A 20,034-nucleotide genomic window follows, 5' to 3' on the forward strand; every position below is an offset into this window, starting at 1 on the left:
ACCTTGTAGTTGTAGCTACGGTCTTCGAAAAAAGATTAAAAAAAGTTGGTTAAGTTTTGAAAGTTTTCCTTATCTTTGCCGTCCGAAAATAATTGATCGGGTAGTTCTTAGAGAGGTTTTTGAGTGAGTTTTTGAGATTGGTTCTTGGAAATAAATTTGAAAAAAGTTTCGAAAAAATTTGGCAGATTAAAGTTGAAACACTAGCTTTGCAATCCCAATTAAAAACAACGGTTACGAAAGTTGTTTAGTTCTTCAGAAAGTTACAGAAAAGATGATAGGAGCGTTAGAGGCGCTTGAGTGGTAAAGCCCGCAGATGTAGATGGATCGGGATAGTATTTTACGCTCTGAAAGTTTAGAAATTAGTTCTTTAGATATTTGATAATGACATTTGGTCTGATGGTTCATAACCATAATTATCGCTTTAATCATTAGCATATTAGCACATCAGCGAATTAGCTAATTGGTTGTAAGTTCTTTGAAAGTTTGGAAACAATAGCACAATCAACTACTCTTAATTGAGTAACACGAAAGGTAAGTCAAAAAGCAAATAACATTCGATTTTTGACACGTTAATTTTTCTTCTTGAGAATTTTTAATAGTCAGCAATCAAACTCATTTACAACGGAGAGTTTGATCCTGGCTCAGGATGAACGCTAGCGGCAGGCTTAATACATGCAAGTCGAGGGGCAGCGGGGTAGCAATACCGCCGGCGACCGGCAAACGGGTGCGGAACACGTACACAACCTTCCTTTTAGTGGGGGATAGCCCAGAGAAATTTGGATTAATACCCCGTAACATGATGATGAGGCATCTTATTATTATTATAGTGGCAACACGCTAGAAGACGGGTGTGCGTATGATTAGGTAGTTGGCGGGGTAACGGCCCACCAAGCCTTCGATCATTAACTGGTGTGAGAGCACGACCAGTCACACGGGCACTGAGACACGGGCCCGACTCCTACGGGAGGCAGCAGTAAGGAATATTGGTCAATGGAGGAAACTCTGAACCAGCCATGCCGCGTGGAGGATGAAGGTCCTCTGGATTGTAAACTTCTTTTATATGGGACGAAAAAGGGCTTTCTAGCTCGACTGACGGTACCATATGAATAAGCACCGGCTAACTCCGTGCCAGCAGCCGCGGTAATACGGAGGGTGCAAGCGTTATCCGGATTCACTGGGTTTAAAGGGAGCGTAGGTGGGTTAGTAAGTCCGTGGTGAAATCTCTGAGCTTAACTCGGAAACTGCCATGGATACTATTAGTCTTGAATATTGTTGAGGTTAGCGGAATATGTCATGTAGCGGTGAAATGCTTAGATATGACATAGAACACCAATTGCGAAGGCAGCTGGCTAAACATATATTGACACTGAGGCTCGAAAGCGTGGGGATCAAACAGGATTAGATACCCTGGTAGTCCACGCCCTAAACTATGGATACTCGACATACGCGATAAACAGTGTGTGTCTGAGCGAAAGCATTAAGTATCCCACCTGGGAAGTACGACCGCAAGGTTGAAACTCAAAGGAATTGGCGGGGTCCGCACAAGCGGTGGAGCATGTGGTTTAATTCGATGATACGCGAGGAACCTTACCTGGGCTAGAATGCGAGTGCCGTACCGTGAAAGCGGTATTTCTAGCAATAGACACAAAGCAAGGTGCTGCATGGCTGTCGTCAGCTCGTGCCGTGAGGTGTTGGGTTAAGTCCCGCAACGAGCGCAACCCCCATCACTAGTTGCCATCAGGTAACGCTGGGAACTCTAGTGAAACTGCCGTCGTAAGACGTGAGGAAGGAGGGGATGATGTCAAGTCATCATGGCCTTTATGCCCAGGGCTACACACGTGCTACAATGGGGAGGACAAAGAGTCGCAACACGGTGACGTGAAGCTAATCTCAAAAACCTTCTCTCAGTTCAGATCGTAGTCTGCAACTCGACTACGTGAAGCTGGAATCGCTAGTAATCGTATATCAGCAATGATACGGTGAATACGTTCCCGGACCTTGCACACACCGCCCGTCAAGCCATGAAAGCCGGGTGTACCTAAAGTCGGTAACCGTAAGGAGCTGCCTAGGGTAAAACTGGTAATTGGGGCTAAGTCGTAACAAGGTAGCCGTATCGGAAGGTGCGGCTGGAATACCTCCTTTTTAGAGCAAGCACTTACCGTGCTGTTGTTTCCTTTTCTTTCAATATTATTGAAGTCTATAGTCAATGGTCGATGGACCATGGTCTGCAGCAAAAGTTCTTTACATAAGACCTGATGGCCAAATTTGAGTACGGCAATCTAAAGCCAGCTGATAATTATCATTTATCATTAGCATATTAGCTAATTATCAAATTGGCCCATTAGCAAACAGATCCGTAGCTCAGCCTGGTTAGAGCACTACACTGATAATGTAGGGGTCACCAGTTCAAATCTGGTCGGGTCTACAAACTGGTAATTAGTTGGCTGGTTGACTGGTTGATAAGTTATTTGCTTGTTAACTGATTAACTAATAAACTAATCAACCTTAACCTGGGGGTTAGCTCAGTTGGCTAGAGCATCTGCCTTGCACGCAGAGGGTCATCGGTTCGACTCCGATATCCTCCACAAAGTAGAAGGTAAGGCGTTACGCCTCACAGAATAGTTCTTTATATAAGATGATAGTGACTTAAAAATAGTTTTAAGGTCTGATGGTTCGCAACCATATTATCAACTAGATCATTAGCAAATTAGCACATCAGCAAATTAGCTAATTGATAGAAGTTCTTTGACATATTGGAAAAAATATTGTTAGGAGAGTACCTAACATAGTTTATCGATCATTTTTTTGAAATATCACCAATTTATTGGTTGGTCTGAAGAAATGTGGTCGGGTAACAACTACAACAAACTAAATAAAAAGTCCAGTAGAGATACTGGCCTCATATTAATTAAGTTTTATAAACTTTTTTAAAGCAATTAAGGGCGTATGGTGGATGCCTTGGGTCTGAGAGGCGATGAAGGACGTGGTAAGCTGCGATAAGCCAGGGGGAACTGCACACGAGTATTATATCCCTGGATTTCCGAATGGGACAACCTGTTACGTTGAAGACGTATCACTCGAAAGAGAGCCAACCCGGAGAACTGAAACATCTAAGTACCCGGAGGAAAAGAAAATAAGTCAATGATTCCCTAAGTAGTGGCGAGCGAACAGGGAAGAGCCTAAACCGGCTTCGCGTGCGGAGCCGGGGTTGTAGGACCACATTTAGAAAGCATCATCAAGCTGAATCATCTGGAAAGTTGAGCTATAGGGCGTGAAAGCCGCGTAAGCAGAAATTGATGTGGACGAGTGGTATCCTGAGTAGGGCGGGACCGGAGGAATCCTGCTTGAATCTGCCAGCACCATCTGGTAAGGCTAAATACTCCTCAGACACCGATAGTGAACCAGTACCGTAAGGGAAAGGTGAAAAGCACCCTAAATAAGGGAGTGAAATAGTACCTGAAACCGTACGCCTACAAGCGGTCGGAGCATCTTTATGGTGTGACGGCGTGCCTTTTGCATAATGAGCCTACGAGTTAGTCCTCACTGGCGAGGTTAAGTTTTAAACAACGGAGCCGTAGCGAAAGCGAGTCCGAATAGGGCGCTTAGTCAGTGGGGCTAGACGCGAAACTTTGTGATCTATCCATGGGCAGGTTGAAGGTGTGGTAACACACACTGGAGGACCGAACCCGTTGACGTTGAAAAGTCTTGGGATGACCTGTGGATAGGGGTGAAAGGCCAATCAAACTGAGAGATAGCTCGTTCTCCCCGAAATGTTTTTAGGAACAGCCTCGGTTTATAAAGTCTGTTAGAGGTAGAGCTACTGATTGGGCTAGGGGCTTCACCGCCTACCAAACCCTGACAAACTCCGAATGCTAACAGATGTTTACCGGGAGTGAGGCTGCGGGCGCTAAGGTCCGTGGCCGAGAGGGAAATAACCCAGAATAGCAGCTAAGGTCCCCAATACATAGTTAAGTTAATCAAACGATGTAGAGCTTCAATAACAGCCAGGATGTTTGCTTGGAAGCAGCAATTCATTTAAAGAGTGCGTAACAGCTCACTGGTCGAGAGGCTCTGCGCGGAAAATAATCGGGTATTAAACTATGAACCGAAGCTCTATGATCGGCGCTCAAGCGCATGATCGGTAGGGGAGCATTCTGACTGCATCGAAGGTGTACGGCGACGTATGCTGGAGCGGTTAGAAAAGAAAATGTAGGCATAAGTAACGATAAATAAGGTGAAAAACCTTATCGCCGAAAGTCTAAGGGTTCCTGATCAACGTTAATCGGATCAGGGTTAGCCCGGTCCTTAGTCAAACCCGAAAGGGGTAGACGATGGAAAGCAGGTTAATATTCCTGCGCCCACTATGCATTAAAAGTGACGGAGAATGCTAGCACTACAGGCTGACGGATTAGCTGAGTGGATCCTTCGGGTGAAGCGCAAGTGTGAAAGTTCTTCCAAGAAAAGCGAGCATAGCGGCCGGTACCGCAAACCGACACAGGTAGACGGGATGAGTATTCTAAGGCGCTCGGGTGAGCCGTGGAGAAGGAACTAGGCAAATTGATGCTGTAACTTCGGGATAAAGCATACCACTTTCGGGTGGTCTCAGTAAAATGGTTCAACCAACTGTTTAACAAAAACATAGGGCCCTGCAAAATCGAAAGATGACGTATAGAGCCTGATACCTGCCCGGTGCTGGAAGGTTAAGGAAGGATGTTCGGCGCAAGCCAAAGCTTCTGACTGAAGCCCCAGTAAACGGCGGCCGTAACTATAACGGTCCTAAGGTAGCGAAATTCCTTGTCGGGTAAGTTCCGACCTGCACGAATGGTCTAATGAGTTGAACGCTGTCTCCTCCACGAGCCCGGTGAAATTGTAGTATCGGTGAAGATGCCGGTTACCCGCCACGGGACGGAAAGACCCCGTGAACCTTCACTATAACTTTGCATTGATTTTGAATTACGGATGTGTAGCATAGTTGGGACGCTATGAAGCGGTGGCGCCAGCCATTGTGGAGCGGTCGTTGAAATACCAACCTTCTTTGATTTAGGATCTAATCCCTAGCGGGAAACAGTGCATGGTGGGTAGTTTGACTGGGGTGGTCGCCTCCTAAAGAGTAACGGAGGCTTGCAAAGGTTCCCTCAGTACGGTTGGTAATCGTACGCAGAGCGCATTAGTATAAGGGAGCTTGACTGTGAGGCAAACAGGCCGAGCAGGGACGAAAGTCGGCTAAAGTGATCCGGCGGTTCTGTATGGAAGGGCCGTCGCTCAAAGGATAAAAGGTACTCCGGGGATAACAGGCTGATCTCCCCAAGAGCTCATATCGACGGGGAGGTTTGGCACCTCGATGTCGGTTCGTCACATCCTGGGGCTGGAGAAGGTCCCAAGGGTTCGGCTGTTCGCCGATTAAAGTGGCACGTGAACTGGGTTCAGAACGTCGCAAGACAGTTCGGTCCCTATCTGTGGTGGGCGTTAGTAAATTGAGAGAACATGACCTTAGTACGAGAGGACCGGGTCGTACGTACCGCTGGTGTATCAGTTGTGCCGCCAGGTGCAATGCTGAGTAGCTAAGTACGGACAGGATAAACGCTGAAAGCATCTAAGCGTGAAACCTATCTCAAGATGAGTTTACTTTTAAGGGCCGTAAGAGACTATTACGTTGATAGGCTACAGGTGTAAAGGTGGTAACATCAAAGCCGAGTAGTACTAATTGCCCGTACGCTTTAATTTTATTTTGTTAGGTACTCTTCTAATTTTTTCTTTTTCCAATATGTTATCTTATTGTTGGTTGACTGGTTTACTGGTTTATTAGTTGATATGGATTGGTTCCTGTTCAACAAGTAAACAAATCAACCAATTACCTTTTTATGGTGGTTATACCAAGGGTGTTCACCTCTTCCCATACCGAACAGAGAAGTTAAGCCCCTTAAGGCCGATGGTACTGCACAACAATGCGGGAGAGTAGGTAGCTGCCATTCTTTTTAGAAAGCCTCACAGTTTTGTGAGGCTTTTTTTATGCACAATACCAGCCTGTACTACCCACATCACCCAAACACCAATACGTAACCACTAGCTAGAACAGGCAACAAATAGAATTTGTGCTTGAGACCATCACCCCCTCAACTTTTCAACCTGATCCATTACTGGCATCCTTTTGTTATCAGCGAAATACATATCTATACAATGAGTTAAACAAGGTATCTTTGCAGCTCATTTTTAATCCAACAACAATTGAAATTTACAGAATTTGGTTTTGATGAGCGTTTAATGGAAGGCATCGAGGCTTCTAATTATCAACAGGCTACACCTATACAGGAGCAAGCCATTCCTCATATTCTCAACGGAAAAAATATACTGGCTTTTGCACAAACAGGTACCGGTAAAACGGCTGCTTTTTTATTGCCACTTATTAATAGGTTATTAACGGAAGAATCCAGTACTAATGGTATTAGTGCTATGATCATTGTACCAACCCGGGAACTGGCCATACAAATATCCCAACACCTGGAAGGTCTATCTTATTTTACCAACCTGAGCTCCATTGCGGTATATGGGGGCGGTAACGGTAACGACTTTATCCAGGAAAAGAAGGCGATGACAATGGGCGCTGACATAGTAGTGTGCACACCCGGTAAAATGATGGCCCATATAAAAATGGGTTATGTTAAACTGCAATCTTTGCGCTACCTCGTGTTAGATGAAGCCGATCGCATGCTGGATATGGGGTTTTACGAGGACATTATGTTTATCATAGGCAAGTTGCCCCAGGAGCGGCAAACAATGCTGTTTTCTGCAACCATGCCTCCGAAAATAAAAGTACTGGCAAGGAATATATTGAAAGACCCTGTTGAGATCAGCATTGCGATGAGCAAACCGCCTGAAAAAATATTGCAGCAGGCTTACATGGTGTACGATGAGCAAAAAATACCTTTGATACAATACCTGCTCAAAGAAAAACAATATAAAGCAGTACTTATTTTTTGCGGAAGTAAGGTGAAGGTTAAAGAGCTGGCCCGGGATCTGCGACGAGTAGGGATCAAAGCAGGGGAAATACATAGCGACCTGGAACAGGATAGCAGGGAGGACGTGTTAATGCAATATCGCAGTGGAAGATTGCCCGTGTTAGTAGCAACGGATATCCTGGGACGTGGGATCGATATAGATCACATCGACCTCATCATTAATTTTGATGTCCCGGGCGACGGAGAAGACTATGTACACCGCATTGGACGTACGGCAAGAGCAGAAGCAACTGGCAGTGCATTTACTTTTGTAAATCCTAAAGAACAACGAAAGTTCCAGGTGATAGAAAAATTGATTTCTAAAGAAGTTGATAAAATGACCATACCCGAACATCTTGGCCCTCAGCCTGCCTATAATCCTGCAACGCAAAATTCTTTTAAGAAGAGAAAGGGTTTTCACAGGAATACCGGCAACAGGCACAAGTAAAGTGGACCTTATTCTATATAAAGTTTAATTGAGATGCTTTGCGAACAAGCGAAGCAACATTTCGGCAGTCGAATTTGCTTAAGAGGTTCTTTCGATGGGTGTCAACTGTTGTAATACTGATGTAAAGCTTTTCTGCTATCTCATTATTGGTAAGCCCGTCTGCAATCAGTTCCAGAACTTCCTTTTCGCGACGGGTAAGGATAATGCTGATATCCGGGCTTTGCTGCAAGGCGTGGGACGCCTCAGCGCTAAAAAACAATTTTCCTTTAATCACAGTGTTGATGGCTTCCATAATTTCCGGACGGGTAGCATTCTTTAATATATAGCCCGAAGCCCCGTTATCCATCATCTTACTGATAAAACTATGCTGGTTAAAAGTGCTGAGCCCAATAATGAAGATGGACGGGTAAAGCGTTTTAACTTCTTTACAAAGATCAATACCTGTTTTGTCAGGCAAATTAATGTCCATTAAAATAACATCGGGTTGATTGCTTTTCAGGAAAGCCAGGCAGGAAGCCGCACTGGTAGCATGCCCCATCCAGCTAATATCTTTTTCGTGCATCAATAAAGATTGAATGCCCTCTATTATCATATAGTGATCATCAACTATAAAGAGATTGATCCGCATTTTTGCCATTTATATTGTAACTCTGTTTTCAACTTAAAGGTAACTCAATCAAAACGGAAGTACCTTTGTTGTTCACTGACTGTATATCCAATTTACCATTTAAGAAGTTGATCCTGTTTTCAATATTACTCCAGCCAATACCCGTACTTTTTTGAAGTAGGGTAATATCAAACCCTTTACCATCATCTTCTACAGTTACAGACAAGATAGAGCCAGCTACGCTTAACTGTACGATGGCAGTTTTCGCTGCGGCATGCTTAATGGTATTGTTGATCAGCTCCTGTACAATACGATAAATCGTAACAGAAACGGTTTGCTCCAGTTGAATATGGCTAAGCTCTATAGATTGATAAGAAACCGTCAAAGCGCCGCTTTGCGAAATATGCAGACAGAAATCTCTCAGGGCGGTGTCTAAACCAAATTTAACCAGAGCCTCGGGCATCATATTGTGAGCCACACGGCGCATTTCCTGTATCGAGCTGTCCAGCATATCAATGCTTCTGGTGAAAGCCTGTGCATTTTCAGGCGTCATAATCAGGTTCTCCTTCATAGTATTTAAAGAGTATTTGATGCCACTAAGCATACCTCCCAGTCCATCATGGAGATCTTTGGCCAGCCGTGTGCGTTCCTGAGCTTCTCCCTTCAATACGGCTTCTGTGGCGGTTAATTGTTGTTGGGTTTCCAACTCTGTAATGCGCTGCTGTTGCAGCTTCTGGCGATTTTTATAGTTTCGGTAGCCTAATGCCAGAATGGCTAAAAGAGCCGCAGCACCACCTATCAAAACATAGTTAAGCGTATTTTTTTGGCGAATAGATAATTCTTGTATTTTCTTTTCATCCTGTAATATCTGGATTTCGTTGTCTTTACCCTGCACTTTAAACCGGGTTTCCATCGCAGCAATATTCTCTTTCATTTCTTCAGAGGAAAGGCTGTCGGACAAGCTGATCTTTTTTAGCAGAAATTCATTAGCCTTTTCATAGTCTTTCTTTTTCGTATACCATTGCGCCAGATTATTATAAGCGCTTACCTCGGCAGTTCGGATCTTAAAAGCTACTGATTTAGCAAGTAAGGTATCCAGGTATGGTTTGGCCTCATTTAAGTTGCCTGATTCTGTGAGCGTGGCTGTAAGTGGATCAAGAATGGTGAGCTCATGTAGTTTGTTATCGTTTAGCAGGGCATAGCTATAGGCTTTCTTTAAATTACTGATTGCTTCATTATATCGCTTCTCTTGTTTATTGATGAGTCCCCTGTTCTGATAAAAAAGATATAGGTAGTATTATTATCAAGCCTCCTTACAATAGGTTCAATCTTATCCAGTGTTTTCGAGGCTTCTTTGAAATTCTCTGCATCAAGTAGTCTTGATACATAGCCTATGTTGCGGCGTGCAAAGCTCAACGAGTCTCCTGATTTTTCCGCAGCAGCAATAGCTTTTCTATCGTATTCCATTGCTCGTTCGGGCAGCAATAAATGCGCATACATAATGGCAATATTTCCATAGATAGAAGGTAAAGCCTTGGGATCTGATTTTTCAAAAATAGTGGCGGCCTTGGTGAGATGATCAACCGCTTGCTGATAATCTGCTAATTTAGCATAATCGCCTGCCACATTATTATGTAACCATGCTAAAGTGGTTATTGCAAATCTGGAAGTGTCTTTCTGTAAATACATAAAAGCCATATCGGCATATGCTTTGGCATTTTCTGCATCATCCCTGTCTGAATAATAAATTTGTTTATAGTGATAGGCTGCCTGAAGTCCTTTACGGTATTGCTGCTCCTTGCTGATGCTGATTACTTCGTTCAGGTAAGGGAGCAACTGTGAGGTGTTCCCATTTAATGCAGCCCGCGCATAATCTGTTATAAGCCTTACGCGAACAGTATCTCTTTGCGGATGTTTATTAATTTCAGCCTTAATGCTATCAAGAATCTTTGTTTGCCCACTGCCCGTAAATCCACAACCTATTGCCGCAACAACTATAACAATCTTTTGGATAGTGGGCATCCATTGCATATTTCTGTTTTTACAAATAAACTAATTGAATTGAGTAAAATTACTCCCCTTTTTACAGGATTTTATAAGCCTCATTATAGAATTATCAAAAATAGTCAGCAGGGTAGCTTTATTGCATCACCTGAATGAGTGATGCGCTTCATCCAGATATCCTGTTTTTACAGGATAAGCTAAGGCATTGTCCCCTGCTATTTTTACAGCGTTAAATCACCTATTCTAAAAAATATTTCCATGAACCGTCTTCTACTGCTGGTTATTTTATTTAATGTTTACATAAGCAATGTATATGCACAACAGGCGCCTGCTATTGAGTTCAGCAGGGCTTTTGGCGGAACGAATTATGAAGGTGTTACCTGTATGGCTGAGACCAGCGACGGTGGTTATGTGGTTGCGGGTAGCACCTCGTCTACTGACGGCGATTTACTGGGAGCTGGTTTACATGGCTGGCAGGGAGATGCGATGGTGATGAAATTTTCTGCTGCCGGCGCTTTACAATGGACAAAAGTGTATGGAGGGGCGGAAGGCGATATTTTTAATTCGATAGAGCAAACTGCTGATGGCGGTTTTATTGCTGCAGGCAATACCAATTCAATAGATGGGGACGTTACCACCAGTACGGGTGGGTGGCTGGTTAAATTGAATGCCAGTGGTGTTATCGAGTGGCAGGCAAGATGTGCCAACCTGCTTCAGGTAGCCAGGCAAACCAATGACGGAGGTTATATAACCGGTGGCGAAGATGTGCGGAAATTTAGCAGCACCGGAACATTAGAATGGACATATGTTACCAGCTATATTATCAATTCACTTTGCCTGTCGCAGGATGGAGGTTATGTTGTAGCCGGAGCTGCTGCCACTTTCAGGGGAAACGATTTCAGGATAACCAAACTGAGCAGCAATGGTGTGGCAGAACGCCTACCTGACTATGGCGGATTTGGAGATGATACGCCTTATAGCATCTGTCCTACTACTGATGGCGGTTATGTGGTTGCAGGGCGTACAAATTCTAATAACAATGGCAATGTTTGGGGCAATCATGGGGGTAATGATATATGGGTGATTAAACTGGACGGTGATCTTCAATTGCAATGGCAAAAATGCATGGGAGGAAGCGGTAATGAAACAGGCTGGAATATTTATGAGGGTACCAGCAGGGAATTGATTATAGCGTGCGAAAGCGCTTCTGTCAATGGGGATCTGGTATCTAATAGCGGTAGTGCTGACGGCTGGTTGGTGAAGTTGAGCCAGGATGGTTTTTTACTATGGCAGCAAACAATGGGCGGCGCTGAGTATGATAGCTTTCGCGGCGTTTTTCAGACTTCTGACGATGGTTATATGGTGGCAGGTTTTTCAGCTTCTGCCGATGGAGGTATTTCGGGTTTTCACGTTAATCCGGTTACGGTACCTGATGTATGGCTGGTTAAACTTGGTGCGGATGTTTCGGAGTTCCTGCCCTTATCTAACCAAAGCGCAATGCGCAACATGAATGACAATTTACCCTTTAGCTTCAGAGATGGGGAGCGGAGGCGTATTGCTACTGTACAGGCTAATGGTGGCAACCCGGTTCGGGGTAATGTATTGGCTGAAGTGTGGGCCGGAGATCCTGTGCCCGGAGCAGTGAGCAGGCGTTACCAGATCACACCGGAACATAATGCGGCAACGTCATCTGCAAGGATAACATTGTACTACCTGCAATATGAGTTCAATGAATATAATCAACAGGTAAGTTTAGCTAACCGGCTACCATCGTCACCAACAGATGGTGCGGGCAAAGCTAATTTCAGGTTTATAAAACATAGCGGCGACCTGGCTAATCCCGGGCCAACCGTGGTCATCGATCCCAACGATAATGATATTGTATGGAATGCTGTTAATGAGTATTGGGAGATCAGCTTTGATGTAACCAGCTTCTCTACATTTATGGCGATGGACGCTGCCAGTGCAGCTGGAGCATTGCCGGTAACTTTCGGAACTATTGAAGCCTTCCTGAAAAACGGGTTGCTTACCGTGAACTGGACTACACAAAAGAAAGCAATAATGCTTACTACCTGGTGGAGGCTTCAAAAGACGGTAAGCAATTTACGTTGATAAGCGATAAAATTTTCAGCAAAGCCAGGGATGGTAATTCAGACCTCCTGCTCGAATATGAGTTTACCAGGGGCAATATAGCGCTACAGGCTTTAGCAATTTTGTTACTAAGCCTTTCGGTTGGATCTGTCAAACGCAAACCCTTACTGCTGCTGGGCTTCGGAGTGATAGGTTGTGCATTGTTTATTTTGTCCTGTAAGAAGAACGGCACCGAGATATCCGGTAACGATGATCAGCAATTATATGTTAGAGTGGTACAGGTAGATAAGGATGGAGCAAAAAGCTATTCTAAAATTGTACGCGTGGTTCGGCAATAGTGCGGCGTTCAAATTCCATAAGATTTTATAAAAAGAATGATATGCAATATTTCCAATGCAGATATTATCTGTTACTTCTTCTATTGTCTCCTTTACTTCTTTTTGCCCAAAGTGGTTCACAGACTTTTGATGAAACCGGTACATTTACAGTTCCTGCCGGCATTACCCGGTTATATGTGGAAGCATGGGGTGGAGGCGGTGGTGGAACCCACTCAACCATAGGAGCTGCTAGTTACCGGTACTCCGGAAGTGGCGGCGGCGGCGGTGGCTTTTCCAGGGGATATATTACGGTTGCTCCGGGAAGTACTATTAATGTTACCGTGGGAGAAGGAGGGGAAGTTGGCTTGGCAGGCAGCAACTCATCCGCGGGCGGAATTATTGCCGGTGGCGGCCAGCCAGCACGTTTTGAGCGAATAGGAAGTGCTGCAGTAAACACTTTCGGAGGAGCCGGAGGTACCGGTACTTTTCGCGGGGGAACGGGGGAATGGAGTAAGATCGGGGCCCGGAGAGTCGTTTGGTAATGGCGGTGGTGGCGGCGGTTCGGCTACCAGAACCGCAAACGGTACTCCCGGGATTGGGCCTAATGGCGGTAGTGGCGAAGGAAATGGAGGTAATGGCACTGTCGAGTATATCATTTACACACAGCCTTCCACCAACGGCGCTGCGCCGGGCGGAGGAGGAGGAGACTCGAGGAGTGGCGCGAATGGCCGGGTAATTATAAATTGGACGGCTCCTGTAACCGCAGAAATAATCAAGACAGATATTACTTGTTTTCAGGGCTATGGAACCGCCCGGGTTGTGGCAGCCGGTGGTGACGGTACTTTTACCTACTTATGGACTCCGGGTAATATAAGAACCGCGGATATCAACAATTTGATACCCGGGGAGTATACCTGTACGGTTTCCAGCGGGTACGAGCAAACAACTGTATCGGTTACTATTGCTGAGGGACCACAAATGCCCGGTCTCATTCCTTCGGCAAGCAGCAGCGCTACCGTTAATCAAACTGCGGATGGTAATTACAATTATTACTTATCCGGATGTAATACGGCGATCGCGATGATCTATACCACCAATGCTCCCAATCCTTTGAGCGGCGCTACAACAGCCAGGGTGTGGGTAGATGAAACACAGAGCCGCAGGTATGTAAGACGTCATTTTGATATCCTTCCTCAGAACAATGCAGCTACAGCTACTGCCCGGGTTACCTTGTTTTTTAGCCAGGAGGATTTTGATAGTTACAATGCTACCCGACCCAGAATATTGTTACCGTTAGATGCTATTGATAGCAGGAACTATAAAGGCAATATTTATATTGAAAAACGAAGTGGCAACGGTAATGGGGTAATTGGCGAGTACACAGGTGTACCGGTAACAATATATCCGCAGGAGGTTGCCTGGGACAATGTCTCCAATCGATGGGAAGTGGTTTTTCTTACAACGGGTTTCAGCGGGTTCTGGCTGAAAGCGGGAGATGAACCGATTGCATTGCCTGTAACATTTGGTGCAATCGATGCTGTTATCAAAGACAGAGTGCTCACCGTAAACTGGGAGTCGAAAAGTGAAACCAATAATGCCTGGTTCCAGGTGGAAGCTTCCACTGATGGAGTACATTTTACGGCTATAAGCGATAAGATACTAACCCAGGCCAAAGATGATAACTCAGGCGCTCCGCTTCAGTACAGTTTTACGATTACGTATACAGGCGTGTTGGGTGCATCAGCCTTTTTATATTGCTATTGATGCATTATTGCAATAAGAGACGGTGGAAATTATTATACCTGTTTCCAGCATTGCTAATGTGCTCGGCCCTTGCCTGCAACAAGTCATCCGGAGATCTTTTGAATGCCAGCCACAAAGATTTCTTCGTACGAATTGTTCAAACAGATAAGGATGGTGCGCAGACCTATTCTAAAACAATCAAAGTAGTAAAACAATAACCCTCTAAAAAATGATTATGAAAAAGACTATGCTTCAATTTGCTATAGTAGCAGTATTGTTCTCTTGTACAAAAACAGATAAATTTTCATCCGAAGCTGAAGTGTATATGGAACAAATAGAAAATGAAAAGCTTGCAATTAAGAATGGGGAAATCAGGGAGGCGGATGGAGCCTTGCTCAAGCGGGTTCCAATGAATGCACATATCAATGAAGAAATTGAAAAGCAGCTCCACGAGATACTGGAGCCGGTGCGTAACCAGTTACAGAAATCAATAGAGAATGATGGGACCGGTAACTTTAAAAGGTATGAGGAAGCTGTTGGGTATGCAAAGCGTTTAAAAGATCCGCAACAGCAGCTTAGGGCAGTGGAGCGTTTGCAAAAAGAATTCTATCCTTTTATAAAAGAGTTGTGGGAAAAAGCCGCTATTGACGAGAAAAAGTACCAACAGATAATATTAGACATTTTCCCGGAGCATCTTAGAAAAGGAGTGAAATTCCAGGAGTTTTTAAATTTTACAATGGGGCCTTCAGAAAAACCCGAACCGCCTGTTCCACCAGCGCCACCTGCTCCGGAAAATATTTGTGTAGATGTACATAACTTTATGCAGGGAGCTTTCTGGAGAGATGGTCTATTGGTGGGAGGTGTAAGAATTTCAAGCAGGCCAAGGGATGGTGGCAATGCTGCATTTGCTACCGTAACTACTACCGCTATCAGCGCCGGTGCATATACAGGTTGCTCCTGGTTGCTCAATACCATTGCCTTGCCCGGAACATTTCCCATCGATGCCAGACCTGTACGGTATAAAAAAGCTGTTAACTGGATCGCCAACGCTACAGCGGTTGCTGTTTTGGGTGGTGCCTGGTCTACCATTGCTTATACTATTAATGCTAGTACCAACCAGTTTACTGATCCTGGCGGCGAGATATACACCGCTGTAGCGCCGGTTATTTTTGTATGTATATTACCCACGTCTGCTTCTGTTAGCGATGAGCAATTATTAAGCAAAGTACAGTTGGATGCATTGAATTTTGGGGGTGTTGCTTATGCACAGTCTAAAAGCATATTGGTGTTATCGCCTGCTTTCTCTACCGCTACATCTACCATTAGTATCGCGCCTGATAATTGGACAGCCTGTGAAGAATGAGCTGCCCCCTTCTTTTATAAACTCATCCTTCATACAAATGAAAACAAGTTATAAAACACGGAGTTTTTGTATTACAGTTTCGCTGGTGCTCTTAATGGCGTCTTGTGCAAAGCAAGAAGATATTTCAAAGCCCAAGGAAGCCGAAAAGCTGTATCGGCTTTCTGAAATCATTCGTATAACGGCATCTGGTACTGATACCACCATGATCACTTATCATGACAACGAGGTGATGCAAAATACCCGTTACTCTAATAATACGGCGGTATATACAACGAGATACACAAAGGGTAATGGTTTTTACAATAGTTCCGTTACCGTCAATAATCAACCTTCTCTTTTAAGTTATAGCCGGATACATCCCAATGGTTTTATAGATTCGGTATATAGCGCGCGGGCAGACAAAACGATTAATAGCATCAGTAACTATTATTATGATAACAGCGGATATTGTACCCGGATAATCAGTAATTATGTTACTTATGAAAATGATTATAGTATTTATTATGAAAATGGGAATTATAAGCACTGGATCAATAATTTCAGAAATTTTATCACGCCTGCACAACACCGGCAAGACTCGATCGTATTTGAATTTACGGGTGTTCCCGATAAAGTATCGTATAAGATTAACCTTGCTGATCAGTTTGGAAAAGCCTTGAAAAACCTGGTACGTAAAAGAAGTTACTATAACCGCTTAACAAGGTCGCTCTATCAAACATGGGAGTATCAGTATAAAGTAAATGAGGCCGGTTTGGTGACAGAAGAAGTTTGGAATGTTTATGATCAACCGGCTATGAAGCTTGTACGTACAGATACTTCAAGAATGAAGTATAGTTACTAAATCGTTTACTCAAACTCATTGTATAAAATAAATTATAAGTTATGAAACCGATACGATCTACATTGTTAGTGGTACTTGCAATTAGTACCTGCGCTTTTGTTGCCATCAGGGATATTGTTCAGGAGCTGGGTATGAAACATAGTAATGCTCAAAGCTATATTTTAAAAAACCTGGTAGGTAATTTTGATGCTGCGCCCATTGGCAGCGATCCGGTAGAAGATGTGGGAGGGACCTCATTGGACGCGCAATTGAAGTCATTTAAAATACCCTATGTACGCAACCTGAAAAGTATGATTGCGGGTGATAAAGCTGCGGTAGTCAAAGATGTTTGTGATTATGTGAAAGAATATATCAACAGCCAGGAGTTTATAGAAGCGTATGCCGATCTGCGTGTAAAAACAAAACCAGTATCGGAGCCGCCCAGGTTGTCGGCTGCAGAGGTTCAGAGCATTGAGAAAAATCTAATACAGGCCGATAAAGCCCTGGCGCAGGCCGGAGGGTATATGACTAAACAGCAATTGGCCGACGCTAAAAAAGCCATCGCCGAACAGAAGCTGCAAATACAGCAGCAAAAGACCCTACTCCCAATAAAACACAATGGGAGAAGATGTACCCGGCGGATCCTGCGGTAATGGTAAAGAAGCGTTTGCAGGAGTACCTCGCGTTGGTAGCCACTGTTGACTTTAAAGCCGAAATAACCGGCTCAGGTAGCAGCCGCACATTTGTTAATCCTGCTTATGAAGCCAAGCCGGTGAAATGGAAAGTAATTTACAGAGCCGGTAAGGAGGTAAATGATGTGGTTACCGGTTTTGTAAAACAATGGCTGGCAGGAGAGATTATTGCAAAGGAGAAAACAACTATGGTAAAATACCAGGATGTTGCCGTATCGTCTAACAAGGGAAGTGGCATTGCTGTTGGCAGTAAGAAACAGCAAGCAGCAGCAGAAGAAGAAACCGGCAACGATAATGATGAATCCACCGTTGCGGCGAAAGCAAAAGATATAAAAAGCCTCTTTAAAAAAGTAAAGCAGAAAATTGCGGAATAATTAATAATGTCGGGTGAGGCGGTAACCAGAGCCACAAATACATCAGCTCGATTTATCCTTGAGATATTTCCTTATCGGAACATCTAATCCGATCATAATGATATAGGAAAAAGAATAAGTAATAAAGTGCCAACAGGTATCACCACCCACATCTGATCGGTAGAAAGCGGGTATTTCTCCAGGTAGCTTAAGAACAGCCATAGAATGGGATAATGCACCATGTATAACGGGTAGGATATAGCGCCCGAGAACTCACAGATTTTTTTGCTCTTCCCTTTGGCGAAATGCCAGAGCCCAGTGCTACTATCAGCGGAAAATATAGTATAACGATTAAAGGGTCTGCAAATGGAGCGGTTGGCTCCGTGTAGGGTACCAGGAGGGCTGCCAGCAATAAAATGCTGATGACGGTGAAGCCAAGCCGGTTAGGTATCATCCATTTAAAACGGTAAACACACATTCCTGCGAGAAAAGAATATAATACCCGTACGCCACCGCCCCAGAAGTTCTCTCCGCTCCAGCCTACACCAATATATCCTGAAACCTCGGCTTCATAACAAAGAAGGATGGCGGCGCCAATAGTTAACAACAGCAGGCCATACTTTTTTAACCTGTAAAACAATAGCGCATAGAAGATATTGGCCATATATTCCCAGAACAAGGACCAGGTGGGTGGATTCAGATGGAAAAGATTAAAATAACGCTCTTTCACCAAAGGATAGGGGATTAAGGTGCTTCCCGAAATAAACATCAGGATCGTCTCTTTTAAACCATACTGTTGATAAAGGTTGCTATAGGGGTCGAATACAAAGGCCAACAGCCCAATAATGGCGCCTATAACAACCATGGGATGAAGCCGGATCAGGCGAAGCTTGAAAAAATGACCCAATTTCATTCCTTTTATTTTTTTATCATAGGCATATGCTATTACGAAGCCCGAAAGACAAAAGAAAAAATCTACTGCCAGGTAGCCGTGCCCGATAAAGCTATCCTCATATTTAGGCGCTGCAAATTCCATGAAATGAAAGATCACTACAGCTATTGCTGCTATACCCCTAAGCCCATCGAGGGTTTCAAAATGTTTTCTTGTATTTAAAAGCTCTGTGCCGGTAAAAGACATGTTTAATTTTTGCTGCCGGCAGAAAAGGCTGCCCATGGCGGTTGTACAATCAGTTTGCAAAAGAAGTCATTCATATGCAAACACGCTATATTATTTTGTCCCATTTTTTCGCTTTTTTGTCTTAATTTCTGTTGTCTTTCCCGCCCTTAAAATATCTATCTTAGCCACGGGACAAATAAATAGAATCATGTTCACTCGTAGTTGCTTTATCTTAATGCTTATCGTTGGCTTCCAATATGCCAGCGCTCAGTCAACCGAAGTATTGGTACAAAAAGCCAATACCTTATACGAGCAAAATAAAAGGGAAGAAGCGAAAGTTTTATATGAAAAGGCGGCCTTCCTGAATAATGCCGATGCTCACTTTAATCTGGCTTACAGGTATGCGTTATCCGGTGATGATCGTTTGTGTCATTATCAGCAGGCAGCTTTAAGAGGACACAGTGAAGGCATGGCCTCTTTTTTAGATGAAGCATTTTTCCGATCTGATGACTTTTTTAAGTCTGATCCTTTTTTAGCATTAGCCGTTTATAAAAAGGGAAGAGCATAAACCCGGCAATGCAGTTTTATGATGAAGCTGGTAAAGTGAAAATACTTCAATATGCCGCTGAAGCAGGAGCTTTTGATGCGAATGCTTTTATAAAAAATATAAAATTGATACGGGTAAGCTGCAGCGTCCTTATGCCGTATGGGAAATTGCCGAAGAGGCTTCAAGAAGAAAAGATCGTTTTGCTGACGTTGATAACAGACTTCTTTTGCAGCTGGTCAGCCGTGGTGGCAGTGCGCCTGCAGAGTTAATGATAGCTATAGATACAACCTATAAAGCGTGGAAAGAAAATTTAAGATTTGAATTCAATATCTGTAACTACATAACCAGTGGCTACGGGATGGGATACTGTGCCAGGAGAAGCGCGGAAGCAAACGAAGTTCAGATCAATAACCGGCTTACAAAACTGGCGGCTGCAATTGGAGGCGGAAGCGGTAAATATCTGAAACCAGCTTACAAAACTGCGTCCGCTTTTTGGGAGGCAAAAGTATGGAACGAAGAATTGCATGGCGGTAGTGGCTACGCTGCCTGGGCGACAGAATCTTTAGTAAAACAAAAAAAGAATTTATAGAGTTATTGGAGGGCCTTAGTAAAGGTAAGCTACCCAAGGGCGTTGCCAACTCAAAAGACAGCGATGCCCGGTTGAATTTGGTTTATAAAGACGTGATAGGTAAGTTAAAGAAAGCACCTTTGACAGACTTTAATGCCGAGGTAAATGCCGATGGATTACAAAAGGTGCAGCGGCTGTGGATCCCATATCGTGACGCAACAGTGACATTGTTGTTTGCGATGAATCCCGATGTTACCAAACAACAATGGGCGAATTGGATGACAGAACAGCGCATCAAAGAACTGACTGCCGTGCTCAAATTGAAGCAATAATTGTAACAAAAAAGCAGCGGACATTGGCCGCTGCTTG

General features: G+C 44.0%; 16 protein-coding genes, 2 tRNA genes and 3 rRNA genes. 17 read left to right on the forward strand and 4 right to left on the reverse strand.

Features of this window, described 5'->3' with window-relative positions; genetic code table 11:
- The first annotated feature begins 618 nt into the window (after positions 1-618).
- The 6 genes from MKP07_RS16740 to MKP07_RS16765 all read left to right on the forward strand — a co-directional run bounded on the left by MKP07_RS16740 (position 619) and on the right by MKP07_RS16765 (position 7,443).
- A 16S ribosomal RNA gene (locus MKP07_RS16740) occupies positions 619-2,142 on the forward strand.
- A gap of 208 nt (positions 2,143-2,350) precedes the next feature.
- Positions 2,351-2,425, forward strand: a tRNA-Ile gene (locus tag MKP07_RS16745).
- A gap of 87 nt (positions 2,426-2,512) precedes the next feature.
- A tRNA-Ala gene (locus MKP07_RS16750) sits at positions 2,513-2,585 on the forward strand.
- Positions 2,586-2,926: 341 nt separating this feature from the next.
- Positions 2,927-5,724: ribosomal RNA gene (locus MKP07_RS16755) — 23S ribosomal RNA — on the forward strand.
- Positions 5,725-5,860: 136 nt separating this feature from the next.
- A 5S ribosomal RNA gene (gene rrf / locus MKP07_RS16760) occupies positions 5,861-5,972 on the forward strand.
- The 16S, 23S and 5S rRNA genes sit together here with 2 tRNA genes alongside, the layout of an rRNA operon.
- A 253-nt stretch (positions 5,973-6,225) precedes the next feature.
- The gene (locus MKP07_RS16765; protein WP_240848199.1) at positions 6,226-7,443 is read left to right on the forward strand and encodes a DEAD/DEAH box helicase; all 1,218 of its coding nucleotides are present in this window, start codon (positions 6,226-6,228) and stop codon (positions 7,441-7,443) included.
- Positions 7,444-7,456: 13 nt separating this feature from the next.
- On the opposite strand, the gene MKP07_RS16770 is transcribed toward MKP07_RS16765, so the two are convergent.
- From MKP07_RS16770 to MKP07_RS16780, 3 genes are all read right to left on the reverse strand, one after another.
- A complete protein-coding gene (locus MKP07_RS16770) occupies positions 7,457-8,071 on the reverse strand; it encodes a response regulator (RefSeq protein ID WP_240848200.1) in 615 nt (204 codons plus the stop codon).
- 28 nt (positions 8,072-8,099) lie between these two features.
- A complete protein-coding gene (locus MKP07_RS16775) occupies positions 8,100-9,011 on the reverse strand; it encodes a sensor histidine kinase (RefSeq protein WP_240848201.1) in 912 nt (303 codons plus the stop codon).
- Between the two features lie 254 nt (positions 9,012-9,265).
- Positions 9,266-10,072: a tetratricopeptide repeat protein gene (locus MKP07_RS16780; protein ID WP_240848202.1), complete on the reverse strand. Its 807-nt coding sequence runs from the start codon at positions 10,070-10,072 to the stop codon at positions 9,266-9,268.
- A gap of 240 nt (positions 10,073-10,312) precedes the next feature.
- Between MKP07_RS16780 and MKP07_RS16785 the strand changes: the two genes are divergently transcribed.
- The 8 genes from MKP07_RS16785 (at position 10,313) to MKP07_RS16820 (ending at position 17,454) form a co-directional block, all read left to right on the forward strand.
- Complete coding sequence (locus tag MKP07_RS16785) at positions 10,313-12,166, forward strand: hypothetical protein (RefSeq protein ID WP_240848203.1); 1,854 nt, start codon at positions 10,313-10,315, stop codon at positions 12,164-12,166.
- Positions 12,130-12,483, forward strand: a complete 354-nt coding sequence (locus MKP07_RS16790; protein WP_240848204.1) for a hypothetical protein — start codon at positions 12,130-12,132, stop codon at positions 12,481-12,483. The genes MKP07_RS16785 and MKP07_RS16790 overlap by 37 nt, the downstream gene beginning before the upstream one ends.
- Before the next feature lie 41 nt (positions 12,484-12,524).
- Positions 12,525-13,004 carry a glycine-rich domain-containing protein gene (locus MKP07_RS16795; protein WP_240848205.1) on the forward strand — a complete coding sequence of 160 codons (480 nt, stop codon included), beginning with the start codon at positions 12,525-12,527 and terminating at the stop codon, positions 13,002-13,004.
- Positions 13,005-13,281: 277 nt separating this feature from the next.
- A complete protein-coding gene (locus MKP07_RS16800; RefSeq protein WP_240848206.1) occupies positions 13,282-14,226 on the forward strand; it encodes a hypothetical protein in 945 nt (314 codons plus the stop codon).
- 214 nt (positions 14,227-14,440) lie between these two features.
- Positions 14,441-15,568, forward strand: a complete 1,128-nt coding sequence (locus tag MKP07_RS16805) for a hypothetical protein (RefSeq protein ID WP_240848207.1) — start codon at positions 14,441-14,443, stop codon at positions 15,566-15,568.
- A 37-nt stretch (positions 15,569-15,605) separates the two neighbouring features.
- Complete coding sequence (locus MKP07_RS16810; RefSeq protein ID WP_240848208.1) at positions 15,606-16,409, forward strand: hypothetical protein; 804 nt, start codon at positions 15,606-15,608, stop codon at positions 16,407-16,409.
- Between the two features lie 41 nt (positions 16,410-16,450).
- Positions 16,451-17,041: a hypothetical protein gene (locus MKP07_RS16815; RefSeq protein ID WP_240848209.1), complete on the forward strand. Its 591-nt coding sequence runs from the start codon at positions 16,451-16,453 to the stop codon at positions 17,039-17,041.
- Positions 17,017-17,454, forward strand: a complete 438-nt coding sequence (locus tag MKP07_RS16820; protein WP_240848210.1) for a hypothetical protein — start codon at positions 17,017-17,019, stop codon at positions 17,452-17,454. Before MKP07_RS16815 ends, MKP07_RS16820 begins: the two co-directional genes overlap by 25 nt.
- 187 nt (positions 17,455-17,641) lie before the next feature.
- Here the strand turns inward: MKP07_RS16820 and MKP07_RS16825 are convergent, their stop codons facing one another.
- Complete coding sequence (locus tag MKP07_RS16825; protein ID WP_240848211.1) at positions 17,642-18,607, reverse strand: acyltransferase family protein; 966 nt, start codon at positions 18,605-18,607, stop codon at positions 17,642-17,644.
- Between MKP07_RS16825 and MKP07_RS16830 the strand changes: the two genes are divergently transcribed.
- The 3 genes from MKP07_RS16830 to MKP07_RS16840 all read left to right on the forward strand — a co-directional run bounded on the left by MKP07_RS16830 (position 18,606) and on the right by MKP07_RS16840 (position 19,997).
- Positions 18,606-19,118 (forward strand): tetratricopeptide repeat protein, encoded by a 513-nt coding sequence (locus tag MKP07_RS16830; RefSeq protein ID WP_240848212.1) that lies wholly within the window; start codon positions 18,606-18,608, stop codon positions 19,116-19,118. The two genes, MKP07_RS16825 and MKP07_RS16830, sit on opposite strands and share 2 nt — an antisense overlap.
- A gap of 205 nt (positions 19,119-19,323) precedes the next feature.
- Positions 19,324-19,686: a hypothetical protein gene (locus MKP07_RS16835; protein ID WP_240848213.1), complete on the forward strand. Its 363-nt coding sequence runs from the start codon at positions 19,324-19,326 to the stop codon at positions 19,684-19,686.
- A 5-nt stretch (positions 19,687-19,691) separates the two neighbouring features.
- Positions 19,692-19,997 (forward strand): lysozyme inhibitor LprI family protein, encoded by a 306-nt coding sequence (locus MKP07_RS16840; protein WP_240848214.1) that lies wholly within the window; start codon positions 19,692-19,694, stop codon positions 19,995-19,997.
- Positions 19,998-20,034: the final 37 nt, after the last annotated feature.

The sequence above is a fragment of the Paraniabella hibiscisoli genome, assembly GCF_022512515.1.
In the GTDB taxonomy this organism is placed as follows: Bacteria; Bacteroidota; Bacteroidia; order Chitinophagales; family Chitinophagaceae; genus Niabella; species Niabella hibiscisoli.

Bases quoted from the DNA above. Each gene is read 5' to 3' on its own strand.
- MKP07_RS16770 (WP_240848200.1), bottom strand. From the start codon at position 8,071: ATGCGGATCAATCTCTTTATAGTTGATGATCACTATATGATAATAGAG.
- MKP07_RS16780 (WP_240848202.1), bottom strand. From the start codon at position 10,072: ATGCCCACTATCCAAAAGATTGTTATAGTTGTTGCGGCAATAGGTTGT.
- MKP07_RS16785 (WP_240848203.1), top strand. From the start codon at position 10,313: ATGAACCGTCTTCTACTGCTGGTTATTTTATTTAATGTTTACATAAGC.
- MKP07_RS16795 (WP_240848205.1), top strand. From the start codon at position 12,525: ATGCAATATTTCCAATGCAGATATTATCTGTTACTTCTTCTATTGTCT.
- MKP07_RS16805 (WP_240848207.1), top strand. From the start codon at position 14,441: ATGAAAAAGACTATGCTTCAATTTGCTATAGTAGCAGTATTGTTCTCT.
- MKP07_RS16810 (WP_240848208.1), top strand. From the start codon at position 15,606: ATGAAAACAAGTTATAAAACACGGAGTTTTTGTATTACAGTTTCGCTG.
- MKP07_RS16815 (WP_240848209.1), top strand. From the start codon at position 16,451: ATGAAACCGATACGATCTACATTGTTAGTGGTACTTGCAATTAGTACC.
- MKP07_RS16820 (WP_240848210.1), top strand. From the start codon at position 17,017: ATGTACCCGGCGGATCCTGCGGTAATGGTAAAGAAGCGTTTGCAGGAG.
- MKP07_RS16830 (WP_240848212.1), top strand. From the start codon at position 18,606: ATGGCGGTTGTACAATCAGTTTGCAAAAGAAGTCATTCATATGCAAAC.
- MKP07_RS16825 (WP_240848211.1), bottom strand. From the start codon at position 18,607: ATGGGCAGCCTTTTCTGCCGGCAGCAAAAATTAAACATGTCTTTTACC.